Below are 21,782 nucleotides of genomic sequence, written 5' to 3' on the forward strand. Positions count from 1 at the left end.
ATTTCCGGAAGCGGGTGACGTTCGGCGGAGGCATCCCGTTAGACTCCAGGAATCAAGTCTTTCCGGATGTCCCCGGTTCGCCGGGGGCCTTCAGTCAGCAGCCGCTGCAACCCCAGGGAGCGCTGTGTCTCGCCGCCTGTTCACCTCGGAGTCCGTCACCGAGGGACACCCCGACAAGATCGCTGACCAGATCAGCGACACGATCCTTGACGCTCTCCTCCGGGAGGACCCGACCTCCCGGGTCGCCGTGGAGACGCTCATCACCACCGGCCAGGTGCACGTGGCCGGCGAGGTGACCACCAAGGCGTACGCGCCGATCGCCCAGCTCGTCCGGGACAAGATCCTGGAGATCGGCTACGACAGCTCCAAGAAGGGCTTCGACGGCGCCTCCTGCGGCGTGTCGGTGTCCATCGGCGCGCAGTCGCCCGACATCGCCCAGGGCGTCGACACCGCGTACGAGGCTCGGGTCGAAGGCGACGAGGACGACCTGGACAAGCAGGGCGCCGGCGACCAGGGCCTGATGTTCGGCTACGCGTCCGACGAGACGCCCGAGCTGATGCCGCTGCCGATCACCCTCGCGCACCGCCTCTCGCGCCGCCTGACCGAGGTCCGCAAGAACGGGACCATCCCGTACCTGCGCCCCGACGGCAAGACCCAGGTCACCATCGAGTACGACGGCGACAAGGCCGTCCGCCTCGACACCGTGGTGGTCTCCACCCAGCACGCCAGTGACATCGACCTGGAGTCGCTGCTCACCCCGGACATCCGCGAGTTCGTGGTCGAGCCCGAGCTGAAGGCGCTCGCCGAGCAGGGCATCAAGCTCGTCACCGAGGGCTACCGCCTGCTGGTGAACCCGACCGGCCGCTTCGAGATCGGCGGCCCGATGGGCGACGCCGGCCTCACCGGCCGCAAGATCATCATCGACACCTACGGCGGCATGGCCCGCCACGGTGGCGGCGCCTTCTCCGGCAAGGACCCGTCCAAGGTCGACCGCTCGGCCGCGTACGCGATGCGCTGGGTGGCGAAGAACATCGTCGCCGCCGGCCTCGCCCGCCGCGCCGAGGTGCAGGTCGCGTACGCGATCGGCAAGGCCGAGCCCGTGGGCCTGTTCGTCGAGACCTTCGGCACCGAGACCGTGCCGGTGCTCACCATCCAGAAGGCCGTCACCGACGTCTTCGACCTGCGCCCGGCCGCGATCATCCGCGACCTGGACCTGCTGCGCCCGATCTACTCCCAGACCGCTGCGTACGGCCACTTCGGCCGTGAGCTGCCCGACTTCACCTGGGAGCGCACCGACCGGGTGGAGCAGCTGAAGGCGGCCGTGAAGGGCTGAACGGCCTGATCGTCCGGAAGCGGCGCCTACCCCGGGGCGGGGTGGGCGCCGCTTCTGTGCGTTCTGTCGGTGTGACCTGGTAGTACTGGGAGCGATGAGCAGCACAGAGGAGACGGAGAACACGGAGAACGGGGCCGAGCCGGAGCAGCTGGCGTTCATCCGGGAGACGGTCAAGCGGGCCAAGCCCCGGACGTGGCGCGGCGCCAAGCGGGCCGAGCACCTGCCGGTGGCCCGGGTCGTGGTGGACAAGGGCGTGCTCACCATCGACAAGTTCTTCGACTACGAGGTGCCGGCCGCGATGGCCGAGGAGGCCCGCCCGGGCGCCCGGGTGCGGGTGCGCTTCGGCGCGCGCGTGGTGAAGGGCCAGCGCGAGGGCGGGGAACTGCACGACGGGTTCATCGTCGCCCGGCTGGAGAAGAGCGACTTCCCCGGCCCGCTCGCCCCGCTCGCCCAGGTGCTCTCGCCCGAGCCCGTGCTCACCCCCCAGCTGCTCCGGCTCTGCCGGACCGTCGCCGACCGCTACGCCGGCACCCTCGCCGACGTCCTCCAGCTGGCCGTCCCGCCCCGGCACGCCAAGGCCGAGGCCGAGCCCTCGCCGCCGGCGCTCCCGCGCCCCCCGGCCCCCGCCCCCGGGGGCTGGCAGCGCTACCCGGCCGGGCCCGACTTCCTCGCCGCGCTGGCCGACGGCGGCGCGCCGCGCGCCGTCTGGGCGGCGCTGCCCGGCCCCGGCTGGCCGTACGAGATCGCGCGCGCCGTCGCCGCCACGCTGGCGGGCGGGCGCGGCGCGCTCGTCGTGCTGCCCGAGGGGCGGTCGGTGGCCCGGGTCGACCAGGCGCTCACCGAACTGCTCGGCGCGGGCCGGCACGTGGCCCTGGAGGCCGACCTCGGCCCGCGCGAGCGCTACCGGCGCTGGCTGGCGGTGAGCCGCGGCTCGGTGCACGCCGTGATCGGCACCCGCGCCACCATGTTCGCGCCGGTGCGCGACCTCGGGCTGGTCGTCGTCTGGTCCGACGGCGACAACAGCCACAGCGACCCGCGCGCCCCGCACCCGCACGTGCGCGAGGTCGCGCTGCTGCGCGCCGCCGACGAGGGCGCGGCCGTGCTGCTCGGCGGCCACGCCGTCACGGTGGAGGGCGCGCAGCTGGTCAGCACCGGGTGGGCCCGCCCGCTGGCGGCCGACCGGGAGACCGTGCGCCGGATCGCGCCGCGGGTGCGGACCGTCACCGACGAGGACCAGCACCGCGACGGCGCGGCCCAGGCCGCCCGGCTGCCCTCGGTGGCCTGGGAGGCCGCCCGGGAGTCGCTGGCCGCCGGGCACCCGGTGCTCATCCAGGTGCCCCGGCGAGGCTACGTGCCCCGGCTTTCCTGCGGGCGCTGCCGCACCCCCGCCCGGTGCCGGCGGTGCGAGGGCCCGCTGGAGGCGCCCGCGGCCGACGCCGCGCTGAACTGCGGCTGGTGCGGGGAGGCGGAGACGGACTGGCACTGCCCCGAGTGCGGCTCGTTCCGGCTGCGCGCCCAGGTGGTCGGCGCCCGGCGCACGGCGGAGGAACTGGGCAAGGCGTTCCCGCGTATCCCGGTGCGCACCTCCGGACGGGACGCGGTGCTGGCCACCGTCCCGGACGAACCGTCGCTGGTGATCTCCACGCCCGGTGCGGAGCCGGTGGTGGACGGCGGCTCCGGGTACGGGGCGGCGCTGCTGCTGGACGGCTGGGCGCTGCTCGGCCGGCCCGACCTGCGGGCCGGGGAGGAGACGCTGCGGCTTTGGCTGACGGCCGCCGCGCTGGTCCGGTCCGCCGAGGAGGGCGGCTCGGTGGTCGTGGTCGCCGAGCCGTCGGCGCGGCCGGTGCAGGCCCTGGTCCGCTGGGACCCGCTGGGCCACGCCGGGCTGGAACGCGACGAGCGGGCGCAGCTGCACTTCCCGCCGGTGTCGCGGATGGCGTCGGTCAGCGGCAGCCCGGCGGCCGTGGCCGACCTGCTGGGGCTGATCCGGCTGCCCTCGGAGGCGGACGTGCTCGGGCCGGTACCGGCCCCGGCCCTGCGCGGGGAGGAACAGGAGCGCGCGCTGCTGAGGGTGCCGCCCGGGCAGGGGGCGGCGCTGGCGGCGGCCCTCAAGGCGGCGCAGATCGCGCGGATCGCGCTGCGGACGCCGGAGGCGGTACGGGTGCGGGTGGATCCGACCGACATCGGGTGAGGCCGGCGGGGGCGGGGTGAGCGGCCACCCCGCCCCGGATGGCGCTGGTCGGGCGGCGGCGTCAGCCGCGCAGCGGGATGCCGGTGCGGTCGACCGGGGTGCGGTCGATCGGGGCGCGCTCGGGGGTGGTGCGGTCGACCGGGGGGCGGTCCGGGAGGGGGGTGCGGTCGTGGCTGCCGCGCTCCAGGGCGTTGCGGTCGAGGCTGCTGCGGTCCAGGCCGCCCTGGCGGGCCGCCGGGACGGTCGCCGCCAGGCCGCCGGACGGTGCGGCGGGCAGCTCCTCGGAGCGGTCCGGGCGGCTCTGGCCCGGGACGGCGCCGCTGGCGGCGAGGAGCTCGCTGGTCGGGCGGCGCATCCCGTACCGGCGGTGCACGGCCTGCTTGGTGACCCCGAGGGCCGAGCCCACCGAGTCCCAGGAGAAGCCCAGCGCCCGGTCGAACTCGACCGCCGCCGCGACCAGGGTCTCCACGCTCTCCCTCAGCTCCTGCGCCAGGCGCACGGTCGGCGCGGGCGCCCGCCCGTACACGACGAAGCCGGCCGACGTACTGGGCCGGCGCGGACGGTAGACGTTGCCCAACTGGGCGGTGAGCGTCCGCAGCGCGTCGACCTGCCGCCTCACCCGCTCGATGTCCCGCACCAGCAGGTGCAGGCTCGCCCGCGCCCGGGCGTCGTGGTTGATCTGCTCGGCCATGGCCTACGTGCCACCTTCCGTACGGTTCAGCTCGGCCGGGGCGCGGTGTCCCGTGCGCCCGGCCCCGGTCAATCTCACTTGACCAACGCCGAAGCGGGGGCCGGGGTAACGCCGCCGGGCACACTCGGGATATGCCAGAAGCCGCTGCCGGGGTGGGGGAGGGGCGTTCGGGGCGGTGTGAGGGAGGCTCCGAGGGGCGGTGCGAGGGGCCGCGTGAGGGCATGGGCGGCGGGCCCGGTGCGTTGCATAGACTTGCCGGGAACCCGTAGTTGCCCGCAGCCCCGCACCCTCGACGGACAGGAGCCCGTACCCCGTGGCGATCCAGCCGATCCGGCTCTTCGGAGACCCCGTCCTGCGGGCCACCGCCCAGCCGGTGACCACGTTCGACAAGGAACTGCGCACCCTGGTCGGCGACCTCACCGAGACCATGCTCAACGCCCCTGGTGCCGGCCTCGCCGCGCCCCAACTCGGGGTCTCCCTGCGGGTGTTCACCTACCACGTGGACGGCGTCACCGGGCACCTGATCAACCCGGACCTGTCGCTGACCGAGGAGGAGCAGGACGGCCCCGAGGGCTGCCTCTCGCTGCCCGGACTGCGCTACGACACCAAGCGGGCCTACGGCGTGGTCGCCAAGGGCTTCAACATGTACGGCGATCCGGTCACCCTGGAGGGCACCCAGCTGCTCGCCCGCTGCATCCAGCACGAGACCGACCACCTCGACGGCATCATCTTCATCGACCGGCTCGACCGCGAGCAGCGCAAGGCCGCGCTGAAGGCGATCCGCGACGCCGACTGGGGCGGCGCGCCCGCGCCGGTCGTCAAGGTCTCCCCGCACAGCACGTTCGGCGCCGCGCGCTGACCCCTCTGATCCCCAACGTTCTCTTGCAGAAAGGCACTTGATGCGTCTCGTCTTCGCCGGCACCCCCGAGGTCGCCGTTCCCGCCCTGGACGCCCTGCTCGCCTCCGACCGGCACGAGGTCGTCGCGGTGGTCACCCGCCCCGACGCCCCCGCCGGGCGAGGGCGCAAGCTGGTCGCCAGCCCCGTCGCCCAGCGCGCCGAGGAGGCCGGGATCGAGGTCCTCAAGCCGGCGAAGCCCAGCGACCCGGAGTTCGTCGCCCGGCTCACCGAACTCGCCCCCGACTGCTGCCCGGTGGTCGCCTACGGCGCGCTGCTGCGCCCCGGCACCCTGGAGATCCCCAAGCACGGCTGGGTCAACCTGCACTTCTCGCTGCTGCCCGCCTGGCGCGGCGCGGCCCCCGTCCAGCATGCGGTGCTGGCCGGCGACGAGGTCACCGGCGCGGCCACCTTCCTGATCGAGCAGGGCCTGGACTCCGGCCCGGTCTACGGCGTGATCACCGAGGAGATCCGCCCGACCGACACCAGCGGCGAACTGCTCACCCGCCTCTCGGTGTCCGGCGCGCGCCTGCTCACCGCCACCATGGACGGCATCGAGGACGGCTCCCTGCACGCCCTCCCGCAGCCGGCCGAGGGCGTCACGCTCGCCCCGAAGATCACCGTCGAGGACGCCCGCATCGAGTGGAGCCACCCCGCCCTGCGGATCGACCGCGTGGTGCGCGGCTGCGCCCCGGCGCCCGGCGCCTGGACGGAGTTCCGCGGCGAGCGGCTGAAGATCACCGGGCCGGTGAAGCTGCTGACCGACTCGTCCGCCCTGGCGCCCGGGGAGCTGGCCGTGGTCGGCAAGAACAGCGTGCGGGTCGGGACGGGCAGCCACGACGTCGAACTCGGGGAGGTCCGCCCGCAGGGGAAGAAGGAGATGCGGGCGGCGGACTGGGCGCGCGGGGCGCGGCTGGAGTCCGGGGAGCGCTTCGGCTCCGAGGGCTGAGGCTCAGGTTTAGCGTTACTGTTCGTCTGATAACCACCGATAACCACCGCAGCACCTTGAGGCACCCTGTGACCACCCCCAGCGCCCAGCGCGCCCCCCGCCCGCACCGCCGCCCGAAGAAGGACCCGGCCCGGATCGTCGCGTTCCGCGCGCTGCGCGCCGTCGACGAGCGGGACGCGTACGCCAACCTGATCCTGCCGTCGCTGCTCCGCGAAGCCGAGCAGAAGGGCATGGACCGGCGCGACGCCGCCCTGGCCACCGAGCTCGTCTACGGCACCCTGCGCCTTCAGGGCACCTACGACGCGATCATCGCCGCCTGCATCGACCGGCCGCTCAGCAAGGTCGACCCGCCGGTCCTGGACGTGCTCTCGCTCGGCGCCCACCAGCTGCTCACCACCCGCATCCCCAGCCACGCGGCGGTCTCGGCCACCGTCGAGCTGGCCCGGGTGGTGCTCGGCGACGGCAAGGCCAAGTTCGTCAACGCCGTCCTGCGCCGGATCAGCGCCCACGACCTGGACGCCTGGATCGAGAAGGTCGCCCCGCCGTACGAGAAGGACGCCGAGGACCACCTCGCCGTCGTCCACTCGCACCCGCGCTGGGTCGTCTCCGCGCTCTGGGACTCGCTCGGCCGCTGGCAGCCCGACGCCTCCGGGCGCAGCGCCCTGGAGGACCTGCTGCGCGCCGACAACGAGCGGCCCGAGGTGACCCTCGTCGCCCGACCCGGCCGGATCGACGTCGGCGAACTCGCCGACGCGCTGCCCGAGGCCGAGCCCGGCCGCTGGTCCCCGTTCGCGCTGCGGCTCGCCGAAGGCGGCGACCCGGGCTCGCTGGAGGCCGTCCGGGACAACCGGGCGGGCGTCCAGGACGAGGGCAGCCAGCTGGTCGCCCTCGCGCTGGCCAGCGCCCCACTGGACGGCCCGGACCGGCTCTGGCTGGACGGCTGCGCCGGCCCCGGCGGCAAGGCCGCGCTGCTCGCGGCGCTGGCCGCCGAACGCGGCGCCGGACTGGTCGCGAGCGAGAAGCAGCCGCACCGCGCGCGGCTGGTCGCCCGGGCGCTGGAGGGCAACCCCGGCCCGTACACGGTGATCACCGCGGACGGCACCCGCCCGGCCTGGCGCTCCGACGGCTTCGACCGGGTGCTGGTCGACGTGCCGTGCTCCGGCCTGGGCGCCCTGCGCCGCCGCCCGGAGGCGCGCTGGCGCCGCCGCCCCGCCGACGTCGCGGCCTTCGGCCCGCTCCAGCGGGACCTGCTGCGCTCGGCGATCGACGCCACCCGGGTCGGCGGGGTGGTCGGGTACGCGACCTGCTCGCCGCACCTCGCGGAGACCCGGGCCGTCGTGGACGACGTGCTGCGGGCCGAGGGCGGCCGGGTCGAGTGGATCGACGCGCGCCCGCTGCTGCCCGGCGTCCCCGCGCTCGGGGACGGGCCGGACGTGCAGCTCTGGCCGCACCTGCACGGGACGGACGCGATGTACCTGGCGCTGCTGCGGCGGACGGCGTGATCCGGTGATCGCGTGATCCGGTGATGGCGTGATCGCGTGACCTGGTGGGCGGCGCAGGCGGTGCTGGGCGTGCGCTCAGCCGGGTGAGGGGGGCTGCGGCCGGGCGGGCGTGGGGCCGGGGAGGTCGGTGAGGAGGGCGTGGGCCTGGGCGCGGAGGCGGTCGACCGGGGGGTCCTCGCAGATCACCTCCAGGCCGAGCCCGCTCGCCTGCCCCCAGTGGTAGTACGACTGGTAGGCGAGGTAGGGCCGGTGGCCGTCGGTGGGGTCCAGCCCGACGGCGAGCGTCGCGAAGTGAGTGCGCTCGTTCTCGGTGCGCTCGAACTCCGTCCGGGAGAGCCGCCATTCGAACTCGTACGGCTCCGGATCGGACGGCAGGTCCAGCAGCGCCTGGGCGAGCCGGCGGACGTCCTCCGGCTCGGCGAACGGGAGCGACTCGGACCAGTGGGGCGCGGCGGCGAGCAGCTCCCAGCCGTCGCCGTTGCGGCTGACGGACAGTGCCCACTCGCCGTCCTGGTCGTGCCAGTGGCAGCTGAGGATCGGATCCATGGTGGTCAACCTCCCTGTGAGGCTTGGCCGTTCGGCTCTCCTCATCGTGGCACACCGGACCGCCGAAGGGAGCCTGGCGGCCGGCGGTGGGCGGCCGGCGGTGGGCGGGGCGCGCGGGGCTCTCGGGCCGGAGGCGGGGCCGGGGTGGTCAGTCGGTGGCCGGGTCCGGTGCGGGGTGCCAGGGGCGGTCGGCGCGGGTCGGGCGGGCCGCGGCGGTGAGGCGCAGGGCGTACACCTCGCGGTCGGTGGCCGGATGCGGGACGGGGCCGAGGTACTCGTGGCCGGTCAGGTGGCACCAGGCGGGCAGGTCGAGGGGGGCGGCGGGGTCGGTGGTGTGGATGTGCACCACCGCGCCGGCGGGCAGGTCGGCGATCCGGGCGCGCAGGCGCAGCAGCAGTTGGACGCAGAGCAGACCGGTGCCGTCGACGGTCAGGTCGGGGGCGGGTTTCTGGCCGGGCTGCTGTCCGGGGGTGTGGGTCATGGGGGTGCTGCCCTTCGCGGTGGTGCGGCGGTGCCGGGGTGCAGGGGTGCCGGGCTCAGCCTAGGAGGTGGGCCCGGGCAGGGCGCCGGGAGGGTTCGGAAATCCGGGTGACGGTCGCGTGGGGGCGGTGTTACCGTGGGGGAGTTCGTGTTCGACCAGGATCAAGGGAAACGAGGAGGTGGGGTTGATGACCGCGCCCAAGGCCGTCGCCGTGTGCAGCGCCCGGACCACCCTCACGTCCCGGGCGTCGGCCTGACCTTCCCCCCAATCCCCTGTCCCCGCTGGGAGCGTGAGCTCGCGGGGCCGAGGACGCGTTGACGTCCTCGGACGAACACACCACTGTGGAACGGATCCTCGTTCATCATGACCACGTTCAACGTGACCTCGCACACCCCCTCGCACTCCCCGTGGACCACCCGCGCCGAGACCGCCGCGGACGCCGCAGCCGTCCGGGAGATCGTGCTGGCCGCCTTCGACACCCCGGGGGAGGCCGACCTCGTCGACGCCCTGCGTGCGGACGAGGCCTGGATCGACGAACTGTCGCAGCTCGCCCTGGCCGAGGACGGCCGTCCGGTCGGCCACGCCCTGCTGACGCGCTGCCACATCGGCGACACCCCGGCGCTCTGCCTGGCCCCCGTCGCCGTCCTGCCCGAGTACCAGCGGACCGGTGCCGGCTCCGCCGCCACCCGCGCCGCCCTGGAGGCGGCGCGGCGGCTGGGCGAGCGCTTCGTCGTCGTCCTCGGACACCCGGACTACTACCCGCGGTTCGGCTTCGGCCGGGCCTCCGGGCACGGGATCGGGCTGACCATCGAGGTGCCGGACGAGGCGCTGATGGCCCTCGCCCTGGACCCGGAGCGGCACCCGTTGCCGTCCGGGACGGTGCGGTACGCGGCGCCGTTCGGGATCTAGCGGTTTCTTAGTCCGGCAGTCCGGCAGTCCGACGGTTCGACAGTTCAGCAGTCCGCTGGTTCGTCAGTCGCGGGCTGTGGCCGCCCCCGGCCGTTGGTCGGGGGCGGTGCCGCCGAGGCGGGTGAGCAGGACGGCGAGGCGGCCGAGGTCGTCGGGGCTCCACTGGTCGTCGGCGAAGAGGTCGTCGGCGACCTTCCGGGCCGTGTACAGCATCTCGGCGAGCCGTTCGCGGCCGGTCGGCGTCAGGGCCGCGTAGGCGACCCGGGCGTCGCGGGCCGCCGCCTCCCGGCTCACCAGGCCGATCCGCTCCAGCGGCGCCAGCCCGCGGGTGACGCCCGAGGCGGTGAGGCCGAGGGCCTCGGCGAGGTCGACCCGGCGCATCCGGCCGCCGGGGGCGTGGCCGAGGTGGAGCAGCAGGGTGAAGTCGGACAGGCTCACGCCGTGCAGGCCGCCGAGGCTCGCGTCGAAGCGCTTGGCCACGGCCGCCTGGGCGCGGACCAGTCGCAGGGCGGTGTCCAGCGGGTCGGGCCGGGTGTCCGGGTGTGGGTCGGCCGGGGGGTCGGTCTGCGGGTCGGCCTGGGGGGTCCTGTGCGGGTCGGCGTGCGGGTCTGTCATTGCTACCTCCTTGACTACTCAAGCATACCGGTGCGGAGAGCCGTCAAGGAGGTAGCGGGAGGGGGGAGGGGGCTAGCCGGCGTTGGCGGCGCGGCGCTGGCGCTTGCCGAGCGGTGCCTGCGAGAGGTCCTCGGCCTGGGACCGCAGGTTCTTGTGGCCGTAGCCGCGCTCGGCCAGCCAGGCCCGCGCCGCCTGCTCGGCCCGCTCGGCGGCCGCCAGGATGTCCTCCTCCGCCTCGCCAGAGTCGAGGAAGCGGAAGGTGAAGGCGGCCCGCGCGCCGAGGTCGTAGCTGAGGTGTCCCTCGGGGGTGAAGGCCGCGCGCAGCACGTCGTGTTCGGGCGCGCGGGCGAGGAGTTCGGCGTGCTGCTCGGCGCTGAGGCCGTCGAAGACGCCGCGCACCATGATGCGGAAGGTTCGAGTGGTCATCCACCGACCATAGGCAGAGCGGGCGGTCGACCGCCAACCCGATTTCGACGCTAGGCGCGCCTGGTGGGCAGGCGGGTGCAGACGGTGCCGGTGGCGAGCCGGGCCGGCTCGGCCTTGAGGGCGTCGAGGGTGAAGTCCGTGGTGAGGGCGCTGATGTCGGCGGTCTGCCGGATGAGGTAGTGGTTGGCGCCGGGGGCTTCGTAGCGGGCGAGGTCGGGGACGACCGGGCGGGCCCGCAGGGCGTATTCGAGGGACTGGTTGGCGTTGGCGGCGCTGTGGTCGCCGGTGCCGTGGACGATCAGGACGCGCCGACCGGCGAGGTGGTCGACGGGGTCGCCGCTGGGCAGCCAGGGCGCGATGCCGGCGACGCCGACGACGTTGGGGTGCCCGGCGCACCAGAAGGCGGCGCGCCCGCCGAGGGAGTTGCCGATGAGGACGACGGGTACGTCGCCGTAGCGGCGGGCGAGTTCGTCGAGGGCCCAGCGGGTGTCGACGGCGGTGTCGGCGTCGGCGCCGTTCCAGCCGCTGTAGCGGTAGCGCAGCAGGTGGACGGCGAGGCCGTGCGGGCGGCCACGGTCGGCGAGTTCGGCGGTGAGGTCGCGCAGGCCCAGTTCGGCGACCTTCAGCGGTCCGCGTCGGCTGCGCAGGAACCCGCCGGGCAGCAGCAGGGCGACGCCGTCGACCCGCCCCGTCCCGTCGTCGCCGAGTCGTGGGGTCAGTTGTGCGGTGCGCGGCCGCTGCGCCTGGAACACGCGAAATCCCTCCCTGGTGTCTACCTGCGGATTCTACGGTTCCGCGGGCGGGTCGCGGTGCGCGTGCGGGGGCCGCGGGGCCCGGCCGGTGGCGCGGTTGCGGGGCGTTGGTTGGCCGGCCCAACTCGCCTTCGGGTGCGAGGCGTTGCGGTGAGGTCAGGTGGAGCGGCCCGGCTGGTCGCCGCCGGTGGAGCGGCTCCGGCCGGAGAGCAGGTCCTGCATGCTCGGGAGCTTCCGGCGCTGCGAGCCGGTCGGCGAGCCCGCCTGGGAGCCGGTCTGCGAGCCGGCGGGCGGGGCGATCGAGCGGCGGGGTTCGGGGGCCGGGCCGAGGCCGGCCTTGGCGGCCGCGTCGGCGAGGAAGTCGGAGGCCTGGCGGCGGGCGTTGTCGACCGTGCGGCGCAGGCTCTCGGCGTCGTTGCGCAGCTTGTCGGTCTGCCGGCGCAGCAGGTCGGTGCGCTGTTCGGCCTCGGTGAGCTGCTTGAGGCTGGCGGCCGCCCGGGCGGCCGCCTCCCGTTCGAGCTCCTCGCCGCGCTGCTGGGCCTCGGTGACGATCTGCTGCGCCCGGGCCTCGGCGCGGGCCCGCTGGTCGGCGAGGTCCTGGTCGAGCTGGCGGCGGCGCTGGGCGATGCTGGTCTCGAACTGCAGCGCGACCTGGGCGGCCTGGTCGCGGGTGCGCTGGAACAGCGCGTCCGCCTCCTGCCGGCGGGCGAGGACGTACGGGTCCTCCTCGGCGGCGGGGACGTCCCGGACGGTGGCGTGGTAGCCGGCCGGGGGCCGTTCGGCCTGCTCGGCGAGGCGGAGCAGGCGTTCGGCGACCTGGTCGGCGTGCGGCGGCCGCCGGTCGGGGTCCTTGGCGAGCAGTTCGAGGACGAGGGCGTCGACGTCGGCGGGCAGGCCGGGCCGCAGGGTGCCGGGGGCGGCCGGGTGGACCTCGCCGTGCTGGCGGATGAGTTCGTAGAGGGTGCCGCGGAACGGCGTGCGGCCGGTGAGGAGTTCGTACAGCAGGCAGCCGAAGGCGTAGAGGTCGGAGCGGGCGTCGAGGCCGCCGCTGTCGAAGCGTTCGGGGGCCATGTAGGCGGGGGTCCCGACGATGACGTTGGTGCTGGTGATGCCGTCGTCGGCGGTGCCGACCCGGGCGATGCCGAAGTCGACGACCTTGACCTCGCCGGAGGACTGGATCATCACGTTGGCCGGCTTGACGTCCCGGTGGACGACGCCGGCCCGGTGGGCGGTGGCGAGGGCCTGGGAGATCTGCACGGCCCAGGTGAGGGCCTGGCGCAGGGGCAGCGGCCCGTCGCCGAGGTGGCGGCTGAGCGGGGCGCCGTCGAGCAGTTCCATGACCAGGAAGTAGAGCGGCCGGCCGGCCTCGTCGTGTCGGCCGAAGTCGTGCACGGTGACGATGGACGGGTGGTTGAGCGCCCCGGCGGTGGCCACCTCGCGGACGAACCGGGCCGCGTCCTTGGGGGTGTTGTTGCTGCCCGGCAGCATCACCTTGACGGCGACGAGCCGTTGGATCCGCGCGTCGCGGGCCTTCCAGACCGCGCCGAAGGCGCCCTCGCCGATCTGCTCGACCAGCTCGTACCGCCCGTCGAGTACGTCGCCCGGCTGCATCCCCGCCCCTTTCACGCCCCGGTGCCGCGCCCCGGCCCCCGGGCCAACCTACCGCCCCCGGCCGGGAGCCCACCGGGTGGCCGTGCTCCCGGGAAAGGCTGGTAACACTGTTTCCAGTCGGTTACGTTGTTGCCCATGAGCACGCCCTACCAGGAGGCGCAGCGGGCCGGCCAGGACGCCGTGCGCGCCGTGATCCTCGACAGCGCCATCACCCTGCTGGTCTCCGAAGGCCCCGCCGCGCTGACCGTGCGCCGGATCGCCACCGAGATCGGCTCCTCGACCAAGGTCCTCTACACCATGTTCGGCGGGAAGGAGGGGCTGGTCGACGCGCTGTACCGGGAGGGCTTCGCCCGGCTGCGCCGGGCTCAGGAGCAAGTCCTGTGCGGGGACGACCCGTTGGCCTACCTGACCGAGCTCGGACTGGTCTACCGCGAGCGCGCCCTCGCCGAACCGGCGTACTACCGGGTGATGTTCGAGCAGCCCGTGCCCGAATTCCGGCCCAGCGCCGAGGCGTTGGCCGTGGCCGAGACCGCGTTCGGAGCCTCGGTCGCCGCCGTCGAGGCGTGCATGGCGGCCGGGATCCTGCGGCCCGGCGACGCCTACGAGCTCTCCAGCCTGTTCTGGGCGGCCTCGCACGGCGCGGTCAGCCTGGAACTCGCCGGGCACTTCCCCGCCGCCGACGCCGGACGGCGCTACGACGCGCTGATGGCCGCGGTGGCACGGGCGTTCAGCACCCGGCCGGCCTCCGTCGACCGGGAACCGAGTGAGCAGAGGAGGATCCCGTGACCACCACCCGCAACCGCTACCTGTCGGGGAGCTTCGCCCCGGTGACGGAGGAGGTCACCGCGTACGACCTGCCCGTCACCGGGCGGATACCCGCGCACCTCGACGGCCGCTACCTGCGCAACGGACCCAACCCGCTCGGCATCGAGGACCCGGCCGCGCACCTCTGGACGCTCGGCGCGGGCATGGTGCACGGCGTCCGGATCCGGGACGGGCGGGCCGAGTGGTACCGCAACCGCTGGGTCCGTTCCGGCGCCGTCGCCGACCGGCTCGGTGAGGCGCGCCGGGGCACCCCCGTCGACGAGCGCCTCGACATCTCCCCGAACGTGCAGGTCGCCGGGTTCGCGGGCCGCACGTTCGCGCTCATCGAGGGCGGCATCCGGCCGTACGAACTCGGCTACGAGCTGGACACGGTGGGGCCGTGCGAGCTGGGCGCGACCCCCGAGGGGTACAGCGCCAACGCGCACTCGCTGTTCGACCCGCGCACCCGGGAACTGCACTCCCTGGCGTTCCGCTACGGGTCGGAGCACGTGCAGCACATCGTGATGGACGCCGCCGGGACCGTCCGGCGGACCACCACCGTCCCGGTGCCCGGCAACCCGTACATGCACGACTTCGCGCTGACCGAGCGGTTCGTGCTGCTCTACGACTCGCCGGTGGTGTTCAGCGCCGCGCACCTGCCCACCGGGGTGCCGTTCACCTGGGACGCGCGGCGCGGCGCCCGGGTGGGCGTGCTGCCGCGCGAGGGCGGCGAGGTGCGGTGGTTCGACCTCGCCCCGCACCTGGTGGGGCACACGCTCAACGCCTACGAGCGGACGGACACGCAGATCGTCGTCGACGTCGTGCGGCACCCGCCGGGCATCGACCTCCGGGACATCGGCACCAGCCGGCCGACCCTGGACCGCTGGATCGTCGACCTGGCGGCCGGGGTGGTCACGGAGGAGCGCCTCGACGACCGGATCCAGGAGTTCCCGCGCCTCAACCCCGCCTACTCCGGCCGCCCCCACCGCTACGGCTACGCGGCGGCCGTCGAGCTCTACGCCCCGCCCGCCGGCCCCGACGACGACCGCCCCGACGAGGGCTTCAGCAACGCGCTGCTCAAGCACGACGTGGTCCGGGGGACCACCGAGGCGCACGAGTTCGGGCGTGACGGTGCGGTGGGCGAGGGTGTGTTCGTCCCCGCCGAGTCGCCCGGGGCGGAGGACGACGGCTACGTGATGGCGTACGTGTTCGACCCGGCGCGGGCCGCCACCGACCTGGTGGTGCTCGCCGCCCAGGACTTCACCGGCGAGCCCGTCGCCCGGATCCACCTGCCGGTGCGGGTCCCGCTGGGGCTGCACGGCAACTGGGTGCCGGGCGGGGAGCGGTCGCCGGGCGGGGCGTAGCACCGGGGCCGGGTCCGTCGGTGTTGGCTTCTCCGTCGGTGCGGCCGGGAGTTTTCCGTTGTCTTTGTTCAGGATCGAGCCAGGCTCTGCGATCATCCGATGATCGTCGTTCGTGCGGTGGGCGGCGCTTGACGGGGGAGTGACCGACATGGCCGAGGGGCCCGTGGACAGTGCCGCCGGGGCCGGGTGGGCCCGCAGGTCCGTCCGCCTCGCCAGGGGCGGGTTCGCGATGGACAAGGAGGCCTGGATGGTGGTCTCCGGCGGGGTACTGGGGGCCATGTTCGCGAGCATGGGCCTGGCCGTGCTGATCGGGCCGTCCCAGGGCTACGGCGGCGAGAGCCTCGACTTCATGGGCATCGTCAGCATCCTCGGCCTGATGCCCTGCGGGGCCGGCCTGCTGTGGGCGCTGCTCCACCCCCGGCGCGGCTTCCCCGCGGTCGCCGTCGGGATCCTGTTCGGGCTCGCCGTGTTCGTCTCCTTCGCCGGGACCGGCCTCAACGACGCCTGGGAGGCGCCGCTGGACCGGCCGTCGTCGATCCGCGCCGTCGGCAGCTGGACCAGCGGGGACGTGGTGGTGCGGGTCCGCCCCGACCAGGTGGTGGCCTACCGCGGCACCACCGGGCAGGTCGTGTGGCGGTGGACGCCGCCGGGGGAGGACTCCGTCTGCGCCATGAGCCGCGGGACGGGCCACGGCCTCGGGCTGCTCGGCCACTCCCCGCACGACCGGCCGTGCGCGGCGGTGACGGCGCTCAACCTCGCCAACGGCACGGCCGCCTGGACCGCCTCTGCGGACGCGCCCGGCCGCGTCGGGGACACGGCGGCGCCCGATCTGCTCGCCGTCGCCGGGGACGAGGCCGTCCTCCAGGAGCGGACCGGCTGGCGCGCGGTGCACCTGGCCGACGGGCGCGCCGCCTGGCGCGGTGACGCGGACGCCGGCTGCTCGCCGTTGCAGGTGGCGGGCGGGCCGGCGGAGGTGGTGACGGTCGCGCAGTGCGGCGACGCCGCGCCGGTGCTGCGGTCGCTGGCCCCGGCGGACGGGCGGGAGCGGACCAAGGTCGCCCTGCCGGTCACGGGCGGGCTGAAGGACGTCGCGGTGGTCTCCACCGAGCCCCTCGCGGTCTGGGTCGACGCGCAGGGCGAGCGCGGGACGCACGCTGTCCTCAGCTTCGACGGGGCGGGGCGGCAGCGGGCGTCGATCCCGGTCGCGGGGGACGAGTACGACCTCGACGTCATGCTGGGCGGCGCCCACGCCTACGACGCGTTCGCCGCCCGCCCGCTGTTCGGCGGGGTGGTCGTCGGCGACCAGCTGATCGTCCCCGGCGAGAAGCCGGACGACGTCCGGATCAGCGGGGGGAAGAACCCCAGCCGCATCGCCACCGGGCGCCTGGTCGCCTACTCGCTCGCCGACGGCGGGAAGCGCTGGACGTCCGGGCTGGACGACCAGGTGACGGGGCTGCTGGTGGACGGCGCGTCGGTGTGGGCGCTGACCCGGGACAAGCTGACCCGGGTCGACGCCGCGACCGGGCGGAAGAGCAGTGAACTGGACGTCAACGACTCGAAGTCCGTCCACCCCGTGGACCTGTCGGTCTCCGGGCCCGGCCGGTTCACGGTGGTGGCGGAGGACGGCACGCGGGACGAGCCGCCGGCCCGGGGCATGGGCTGAGCCCGTCCGGGGCCCTCGACCGCCCGCTCTTCGTCACGCTCGGTCACGGCGGCGGCTCGGGGGTGCCGCCCCGAGCGGCTGTGTCAGGCTGGTGGTGGAGCACCGCCGAGATCGGGAGGCTCATGATGGCCGAGATCAGGGTGAACGGGGTGTCGCTGCACTACGAGGCCCGTGGCGAGGGGCCCGGAGTCGTCCTGGTGCACGGCTCGTGGAGCGACGCCGACAGCTGGGCGCGCGTGATGCCGGGCCTGGCCGAGTCGACCACCGTCGTCGCCTACGACCGGCGGGGCCACAGCCGCAGCGAGGACCCGCTCACCCAGGGTTCGGTCTACGAGGACGCGGCCGACCTGGCCGGACTGATCGACGGGCTCGGACTCGCGCCGGCGTTCGTCTGCGGGAACTCGTACGGTTCGCTGATCACGCTGCGGCTCGCCGCCGCCCGGCCCGACCTGCTGCGGGGGATCGCCGTGCACGAGCCGCCCGGCGCCGGTATCCTGCTCGCCGACCCCGAGCTGCGGCCGGTCGCCACCGCGCTCGCCGACCGGATCACCGCCGTCCGGGAGCTGCTGGAGCAGGCCGAGTCGGCCGCGGCGGCGGAGCTGTTCGTGGAGACGGTCACCTTCGGGCCGGGGGCCTGGGCGCAGCTGCCCGCGCCGGTGCGGCACACGTACGTGCGCAACGCGCCGACCTACCTGGACGAGCTGCGGGACCCGGACGCCCTGGACCTCGACCTGAACGCGCTGGCCCGCTTCACGGAACCGGCCCTGCTCACGCAGAGTGACAACAGTCCGCCGATGTACGGCGAGGTGCTGGACATCATCGACCTCACCCTGGCGAAGGCGGAACGGCACCTGTACCCGGGTGCCGGGCACGCGCCGCACCTGTCGCAGCCGGAGGAGTGGGTGCGGGTGGTGCTGCCGCGCGCCCTGGCGTGACCCCACACGCCGGGGGCGCGCCCGGCCCGGTGCGCGCGGGGGCGGAACGGGCCGAGCGCAACGAGCTGAGAGCAACGGGTCGACCGTGTACGTCAGTTGGGCGCAGCGCCCCAGCCGTCGTCCGGGAGGGTGCGGTCCGGCTCGGGGCAGTCGGTGTGGTCGTAGCCCCACAGCAGGGCCTTGTTCAGCAGCCAGTCCTCGGGCGGCGGCGCGTCATGGCCCTCGCGGTCCGCGTGGCCGTCGCGGGCCTGGTGACCGTCGCGGTCGGTGAGGACGAACGCCACCCGGACCTCCTCGGCCACCGCCACCTCCAGGGTGCGCTGGTCGGGGACGTTCTCGTACGTCACGGTCTCCCAGCGGCAGCCGGCGGCGGTCAGCGCGGCGATCAGCGCCGACTCGGCGACGTGCGTGTCGAGTGTCACCAACCCGCCACCGGCCACCGGGAGTTCGAGTTCGCCGTGCCACACGGGCAGGGACAGCGACTGGAGCCGGCGGCAGTGGCAGAACACCGTCTGCACGTCGCCCCAGCTGAAGCCGTGCGGCCAGCGGGACTCGCGGTGGATCCGCCCGCCGTCCCAGGGATCGCCGTAGTGGGCGGCGAGTTCGGGCAGCGAGGCGTTGTAGCGCAGCCCGTCCGGGCCGTCCAGGCCGCCGGTGGCCGCCAGCGCGGTGAGCCGCGCGAGGAAGTCCGTCACCCCAGGCACCCGCGCACCGCCTCGATCAGCCGGTTGGCGCGGGCGTCGCCGTGACCGATCATCCGGTTGGCGACGTAGCCGAAGCCGACGCCGAACTCGTCGTCGCCGAAGGCGAACTGGCCGCCCGCGCCGTCGTTGCCGAAGCTGCGCGCGCCCAGCAGCGGGCGGAAGGCCGGGGAGTCGAGCAGCAGGCCGGAACCCCAGCGGGCGCCCATGTCGAAGCCCAGGAAGCCCGCGCCGGAGGAGACTTCGCGCACCGCGTCGGTGACGGTCCCGTGCGAGAGCAGGCGCGGGCCGCCGTCCAGGCCGGTGGCGGCCGCCGCGTACAGCCCCGCCAGCCCGGTGGCGGAGGCGACCGCGCCCGCGCCGGGCAGCTCGATCGCGTGCAGGGCCGGGTCGTTCCAGCCGTGCGGCACGTCCAGGCCGGGGAAGACCAGGGCGCCGTTCATCGTCACGATCCGGGTCAGCAGGTGCTCCGGGCCGGGCATCGGGCGGCGGCCCTCCGCCTCCACCAGCCGGGCCAGGCGCGGGAGTTCGCTCTCCGGCAGGCCGATCCAGAGCGGCAGGCCGAGCGGCTCGGCGATCTCCTTGCGGAGGAACCCGCCCGGCGTGAGCCCGGTGATCCGGCGGATCACCTCGCCGACCGCGAAGCCCAGGACGTGGCCGTGGTACTCGTAGGCCGTGCCGGGCTCCCAGAGCGGTGCTTGTTCCTCGATCGCGCGGACGACGGGAGCCCAGGCGGCGATCTCCTCGAAGGGGAGCACCGCGTCCAGGGCCGGGATGCCCGCGCGGTGGCCGAGGATCATGCGGGTGGTGATGTCCTGCTTGCCGTGGCGGGCGAACTCGGGCCAGTAGCGGGCGATCGGCGCGTCGAGGTCGAGGCGGCCCTGCTGGGCGAGCAGGTGGGCACTGATGCTCACCGCGCCCTTGGCGCAGGAGAAGACCGGGACGACGGTGTCCTGCGCCCAGGCCCGGCCGGTGCGTTCGTCGGCCGTCCCGCCCCACAGCTCGACCACCTTGCGGCCGCCGGCGAACACCGTGACGGCGGCGCCGAGTTCGGGGAACTCGTCGAAGTTGCGGGCGAACACGTCCGCCACGGCGCCGAACCGTTCGTCGGCCCAGCCCTGGTACTGCTGCATGGTGTCCAGCCCCGTCCTCTGGTCCTCGTGGAGTCGCTGCCCCAAGATCGTCGACCGGACCACGGTACGGCGTCGGGCCGCTCGGCACGACCGGTTTCCCACCCGGGCGGCGGTCGGGAGCCGGCGCCCGGGCGGTGGTCCGTCACCCGCCGTCAGCTGCGGCCGGTGACGTAGAGGGGCTTCATGTCGACGGCCGTCGCGGTGACGGTGTGCCCCAGGCCCTCGCGGGCGGCGTTGGTGAGCACGCCGGGGTCGGCCTCGGCGTGCTCGGCGAACAGGCCGCCGAGGCCCCGGGCGCGGGCGTACTCGGCCTTGGCACGGACGGAGCGGGGGGTGTCGAGGGAGAGGAAGACGCCGGTGCTCGGGTTGTGGAGGTAGTCGGCGTCGGCGACGGCGTCCGTGTACAGCTCGAAGCCGTTGCGGCCCTTGCCCTGCTCCAGGTCCAGGTAGTTGCGCAGCACGTCGGCCCAGGTGCTCGTGCCGGGAGCGAAGGAGCCGACCGTCTGGCCCGAGCCGTTGTCGTACCTGCCGCGCAGCGGCGAAATGCCGGTGATGCTCGCGTGCTTGGCGTTGCGGGTGGTGGTGGCGTAGCCGAGGTGGATGCGGTGAGGAGCCACGCCGGCGTGCTCGACGAGGTGGGTGACGGCGTTGTCGACGCAGTCCGTCTGGCTGCTGCGCGAGTCGCGGCGCAGCGAGGTGTGGTGCCCGAGCCCTTCGGACCAGGGGCTGCCGAAGAAGTCGAAGGACATCAGGTCCAGCCGGTCGGCGCCGGCCTCGATGAGGAGCGGGACGTTCATCGCGTCCAGTTGGGCGGCGGAGGCCGGCACCGCGACGGCGACCGTCGCGCTCAGGTCGGCGGCGGACAGCGCGGCCCTGGTCTCACGGATGAGCTCGGCGAAGTTCCCGGCGTCCTCCGGGCCGTACCCGGCCTCCGGGGCGCCGGCCGAACCGGGCCAGCGCCAGTCCAGGTGGAGGGTCGAGAACATCGGGAAGGCACGGAAGATCCGTACGACGGACTGGGCGAACCGCCGCCGGGAGGCGGGCTCCTGGGCGATCGCGTGGAAGGCCTCGCTCAGGTCCCAGCCGCCGATGTGCAGGCCGACCGAGAGGTCCGGGTTGTGCTCCTTGAGGCGCCGCGCGGCGCCCAGCAGGCCCTGGGCCTTCGGCTGGGTGAACAGGTCCTGGTAGTCGTTGGAGACCCAGCCGTCGAACCCGTAGCCGAGGTAGGCGGCCGCCGCGCTCCAGGCGTCGATGAAGGTCACGGCGCCGCGCTCGGAGGCGGCGATGCCGAAGTCCTGGGCGGCCTGGGAGGTGGCGGCCGCCAGGCTGCCCTGGCCGCCGACGAGGCCGACCAGGCCGAGGACGATCTCGTCGAAGGCGCCGTTCGCGGCCTCCAACCGGGTCAGGTCCGCGCCAGGCCCGCCGGTGGGGCCGCCGCTGTCGTCGGTCAGGCGGCTGTCGTAGGCCCAGGTGGTGTCCAGGAAGCCGGACACGGTCTGCTCGCCGCTGCGCCGGTAGGTGTTGAAGGCGGGCTTGGCGACCCGGCAGGGGGTGTAGGAGAGCTTCGAGTCCTCCCGCGCCGGGTCGAAGCCGTTCATCTCGTACGTGCGCTCGGCCGCGTCCACGGCTTGGCCGTTGAGGCCGGGGTCGGACGGGTACACCAGCTCGCTCATGGCATGCGCTCCCTGTGGTGGTGATGACGGAATGCGCCCGGATCGACGCCGGGCGTGATCACGCTTGGGAGCGTAATGGCGGGAGCTGTGCGTGTGGGGCAGTTCGGATGAACTGGTTGACGGTCGATCAGATGAGCGGTAATGCCGGCGCCGCTCACCGCAGGGGAGGCGGTGAGCGGCGCCGGGTGGTGCGGGGCGGGGCGGGGTGGTGGGTGGTCAGGCGGTGAAGCGGGGGTCGCGGGCTTCGATGGCCTGGATGAAGGCGGTCCATTCGGCCTGGTCGAAGGCGAGGTGGGGGCGGTTCGGGTTCTTGTCGTCACCGAGCCAGACATCGCCGTTGGGGAAGCGGGCGATGATCACGCAGTCGCCGTTGCTTTCTGCGGAATAGGGGGACTTGACCCAGGTGGCAGAGGCGGGATCGTGGTCGTAGGGGTCGTGCCGGTCGGGCATGTGGGCCTCCCGGTGAGTGGTCAGGCGGTGAAGCGGGGGTCGCGGGCTTCGATGGCTTGGACGAAGGCGGTCCATTCGGCCTGGTCGAAGGCGAGGTGGGGGCGGTTCGGGTTCTTGTCGTCACCGAGCCAGACGTCGCCGTTGTCGAAGCGCGCGAT

The 21,782-nt window shown here is 74.5% G+C and carries 21 protein-coding genes and 1 pseudogene; 10 read left to right on the forward strand and 12 right to left on the reverse strand.

The genetic code is table 11. From position 1 onward, the window contains the following. Window positions 1–124: 124 nt before the first annotated feature. A complete protein-coding gene (metK, locus tag ACFVTF_RS24345; protein ID WP_371516183.1) occupies window positions 125–1,333 on the forward strand; it encodes a methionine adenosyltransferase in 1,209 nt (402 codons plus the stop codon). A 94-nt stretch (window positions 1,334–1,427) separates the two neighbouring features. Next, on the forward strand, window positions 1,428–3,524 hold the full coding sequence (locus tag ACFVTF_RS24350) for a primosomal protein N' (protein WP_387816422.1): 2,097 nt from the start codon (window positions 1,428–1,430) through the stop codon (window positions 3,522–3,524). Between the two features lie 137 nt (window positions 3,525–3,661). Here the strand turns inward: ACFVTF_RS24350 and ACFVTF_RS24355 are convergent. After that, window positions 3,662–4,215, reverse strand: a pseudogene (locus tag ACFVTF_RS24355) (hypothetical protein); the annotation flags it as partial. Window positions 4,216–4,528: 313 nt separating this feature from the next. On the opposite strand from ACFVTF_RS24355, the gene def reads away from it, so the two are divergent. The 3 genes from def to ACFVTF_RS24370 all read left to right on the forward strand — a co-directional run bounded on the left by def (window position 4,529) and on the right by ACFVTF_RS24370 (window position 7,561). Beyond that, window positions 4,529–5,074: a peptide deformylase gene (def, locus tag ACFVTF_RS24360; protein ID WP_387816424.1), complete on the forward strand. Its 546-nt coding sequence runs from the start codon at window positions 4,529–4,531 to the stop codon at window positions 5,072–5,074. A gap of 40 nt (window positions 5,075–5,114) precedes the next feature. After that, the gene (fmt, locus tag ACFVTF_RS24365; RefSeq protein WP_371516178.1) at window positions 5,115–6,059 is read left to right on the forward strand and encodes a methionyl-tRNA formyltransferase; all 945 of its coding nucleotides are present in this window, start codon (window positions 5,115–5,117) and stop codon (window positions 6,057–6,059) included. A gap of 68 nt (window positions 6,060–6,127) precedes the next feature. Further along, window positions 6,128–7,561: an RsmB/NOP family class I SAM-dependent RNA methyltransferase gene (locus ACFVTF_RS24370; protein WP_387816426.1), complete on the forward strand. Its 1,434-nt coding sequence runs from the start codon at window positions 6,128–6,130 to the stop codon at window positions 7,559–7,561. Between the two features lie 75 nt (window positions 7,562–7,636). Here ACFVTF_RS24370 and ACFVTF_RS24375 read toward each other — a convergent pair whose 3' ends face one another. Continuing rightward, window positions 7,637–8,107: a hypothetical protein gene (locus ACFVTF_RS24375; protein ID WP_371516177.1), complete on the reverse strand. Its 471-nt coding sequence runs from the start codon at window positions 8,105–8,107 to the stop codon at window positions 7,637–7,639. A 148-nt stretch (window positions 8,108–8,255) separates the two neighbouring features. Beyond that, window positions 8,256–8,588, reverse strand: coding sequence for a sulfurtransferase TusA family protein (locus ACFVTF_RS24380; protein WP_387816428.1), 333 nt, complete (start codon window positions 8,586–8,588; stop codon window positions 8,256–8,258). A gap of 363 nt (window positions 8,589–8,951) precedes the next feature. Here ACFVTF_RS24380 and ACFVTF_RS24385 point away from each other — a divergent pair, with 363 nt between their 5' ends. Further along, window positions 8,952–9,497: a GNAT family N-acetyltransferase gene (locus tag ACFVTF_RS24385; RefSeq protein WP_387816430.1), complete on the forward strand. Its 546-nt coding sequence runs from the start codon at window positions 8,952–8,954 to the stop codon at window positions 9,495–9,497. Between the two features lie 63 nt (window positions 9,498–9,560). On the opposite strand, the gene ACFVTF_RS24390 is transcribed toward ACFVTF_RS24385, so the two are convergent. The 4 genes from ACFVTF_RS24390 to ACFVTF_RS24405 all read right to left on the reverse strand — a co-directional run bounded on the left by ACFVTF_RS24390 (window position 9,561) and on the right by ACFVTF_RS24405 (window position 12,901). Continuing rightward, window positions 9,561–10,112 (reverse strand): MarR family winged helix-turn-helix transcriptional regulator, encoded by a 552-nt coding sequence (locus ACFVTF_RS24390; RefSeq protein ID WP_387816432.1) that lies wholly within the window; start codon window positions 10,110–10,112, stop codon window positions 9,561–9,563. Window positions 10,113–10,184: 72 nt separating this feature from the next. Beyond that, the gene (locus tag ACFVTF_RS24395; RefSeq protein ID WP_387816434.1) at window positions 10,185–10,538 is read right to left on the reverse strand and encodes a DUF6204 family protein; all 354 of its coding nucleotides are present in this window, start codon (window positions 10,536–10,538) and stop codon (window positions 10,185–10,187) included. Between the two features lie 50 nt (window positions 10,539–10,588). Further along, complete coding sequence (locus ACFVTF_RS24400) at window positions 10,589–11,290, reverse strand: alpha/beta hydrolase (protein ID WP_387816436.1); 702 nt, start codon at window positions 11,288–11,290, stop codon at window positions 10,589–10,591. Between the two features lie 156 nt (window positions 11,291–11,446). Next, window positions 11,447–12,901, reverse strand: a complete 1,455-nt coding sequence (locus ACFVTF_RS24405) for a protein kinase (RefSeq protein WP_387816438.1) — start codon at window positions 12,899–12,901, stop codon at window positions 11,447–11,449. A 135-nt stretch (window positions 12,902–13,036) separates the two neighbouring features. On the opposite strand from ACFVTF_RS24405, the gene ACFVTF_RS24410 reads away from it, so the two are divergent. From ACFVTF_RS24410 to ACFVTF_RS24425, 4 genes are all read left to right on the forward strand, one after another. Beyond that, a complete protein-coding gene (locus tag ACFVTF_RS24410) occupies window positions 13,037–13,687 on the forward strand; it encodes a TetR/AcrR family transcriptional regulator (RefSeq protein WP_387816440.1) in 651 nt (216 codons plus the stop codon). Then, window positions 13,684–15,069, forward strand: coding sequence for a carotenoid oxygenase family protein (locus tag ACFVTF_RS24415; RefSeq protein WP_387816442.1), 1,386 nt, complete (start codon window positions 13,684–13,686; stop codon window positions 15,067–15,069). Before ACFVTF_RS24410 ends, ACFVTF_RS24415 begins: the two co-directional genes overlap by 4 nt. A 148-nt stretch (window positions 15,070–15,217) precedes the next feature. Next, the gene (locus ACFVTF_RS24420) at window positions 15,218–16,732 is read left to right on the forward strand and encodes a PQQ-binding-like beta-propeller repeat protein (protein WP_387816444.1); all 1,515 of its coding nucleotides are present in this window, start codon (window positions 15,218–15,220) and stop codon (window positions 16,730–16,732) included. 125 nt (window positions 16,733–16,857) lie between these two features. Further along, window positions 16,858–17,667, forward strand: a complete 810-nt coding sequence (locus ACFVTF_RS24425) for an alpha/beta fold hydrolase (RefSeq protein ID WP_387816445.1) — start codon at window positions 16,858–16,860, stop codon at window positions 17,665–17,667. 92 nt (window positions 17,668–17,759) lie between these two features. Here the strand turns inward: ACFVTF_RS24425 and ACFVTF_RS24430 are convergent, their stop codons facing one another. From ACFVTF_RS24430 to ACFVTF_RS24450, 5 genes are all read right to left on the reverse strand, one after another. Next, window positions 17,760–18,362 (reverse strand): hypothetical protein, encoded by a 603-nt coding sequence (locus ACFVTF_RS24430; protein WP_387816447.1) that lies wholly within the window; start codon window positions 18,360–18,362, stop codon window positions 17,760–17,762. Continuing rightward, window positions 18,359–19,501: a serine hydrolase domain-containing protein gene (locus ACFVTF_RS24435; protein ID WP_387816553.1), complete on the reverse strand. Its 1,143-nt coding sequence runs from the start codon at window positions 19,499–19,501 to the stop codon at window positions 18,359–18,361. The genes ACFVTF_RS24430 and ACFVTF_RS24435 overlap by 4 nt, the downstream gene beginning before the upstream one ends. A 152-nt stretch (window positions 19,502–19,653) precedes the next feature. Continuing rightward, window positions 19,654–21,174 (reverse strand): glycosyl hydrolase family 18 protein, encoded by a 1,521-nt coding sequence (locus ACFVTF_RS24440; protein ID WP_387816449.1) that lies wholly within the window; start codon window positions 21,172–21,174, stop codon window positions 19,654–19,656. 216 nt (window positions 21,175–21,390) lie between these two features. Then, entirely contained in the window at window positions 21,391–21,624 is a 234-nt protein-coding gene (locus ACFVTF_RS24445; protein ID WP_387816451.1) for a DUF397 domain-containing protein, read from the reverse strand. Window positions 21,625–21,644: 20 nt separating this feature from the next. Further along, entirely contained in the window at window positions 21,645–21,782 is a 138-nt protein-coding gene (locus tag ACFVTF_RS24450; protein WP_387816555.1) for a DUF397 domain-containing protein, read from the reverse strand.

Source organism: Kitasatospora sp. NPDC057940, assembly GCF_042887425.1.
Taxonomy (GTDB): domain Bacteria; phylum Actinomycetota; class Actinomycetes; order Streptomycetales; family Streptomycetaceae; genus Kitasatospora.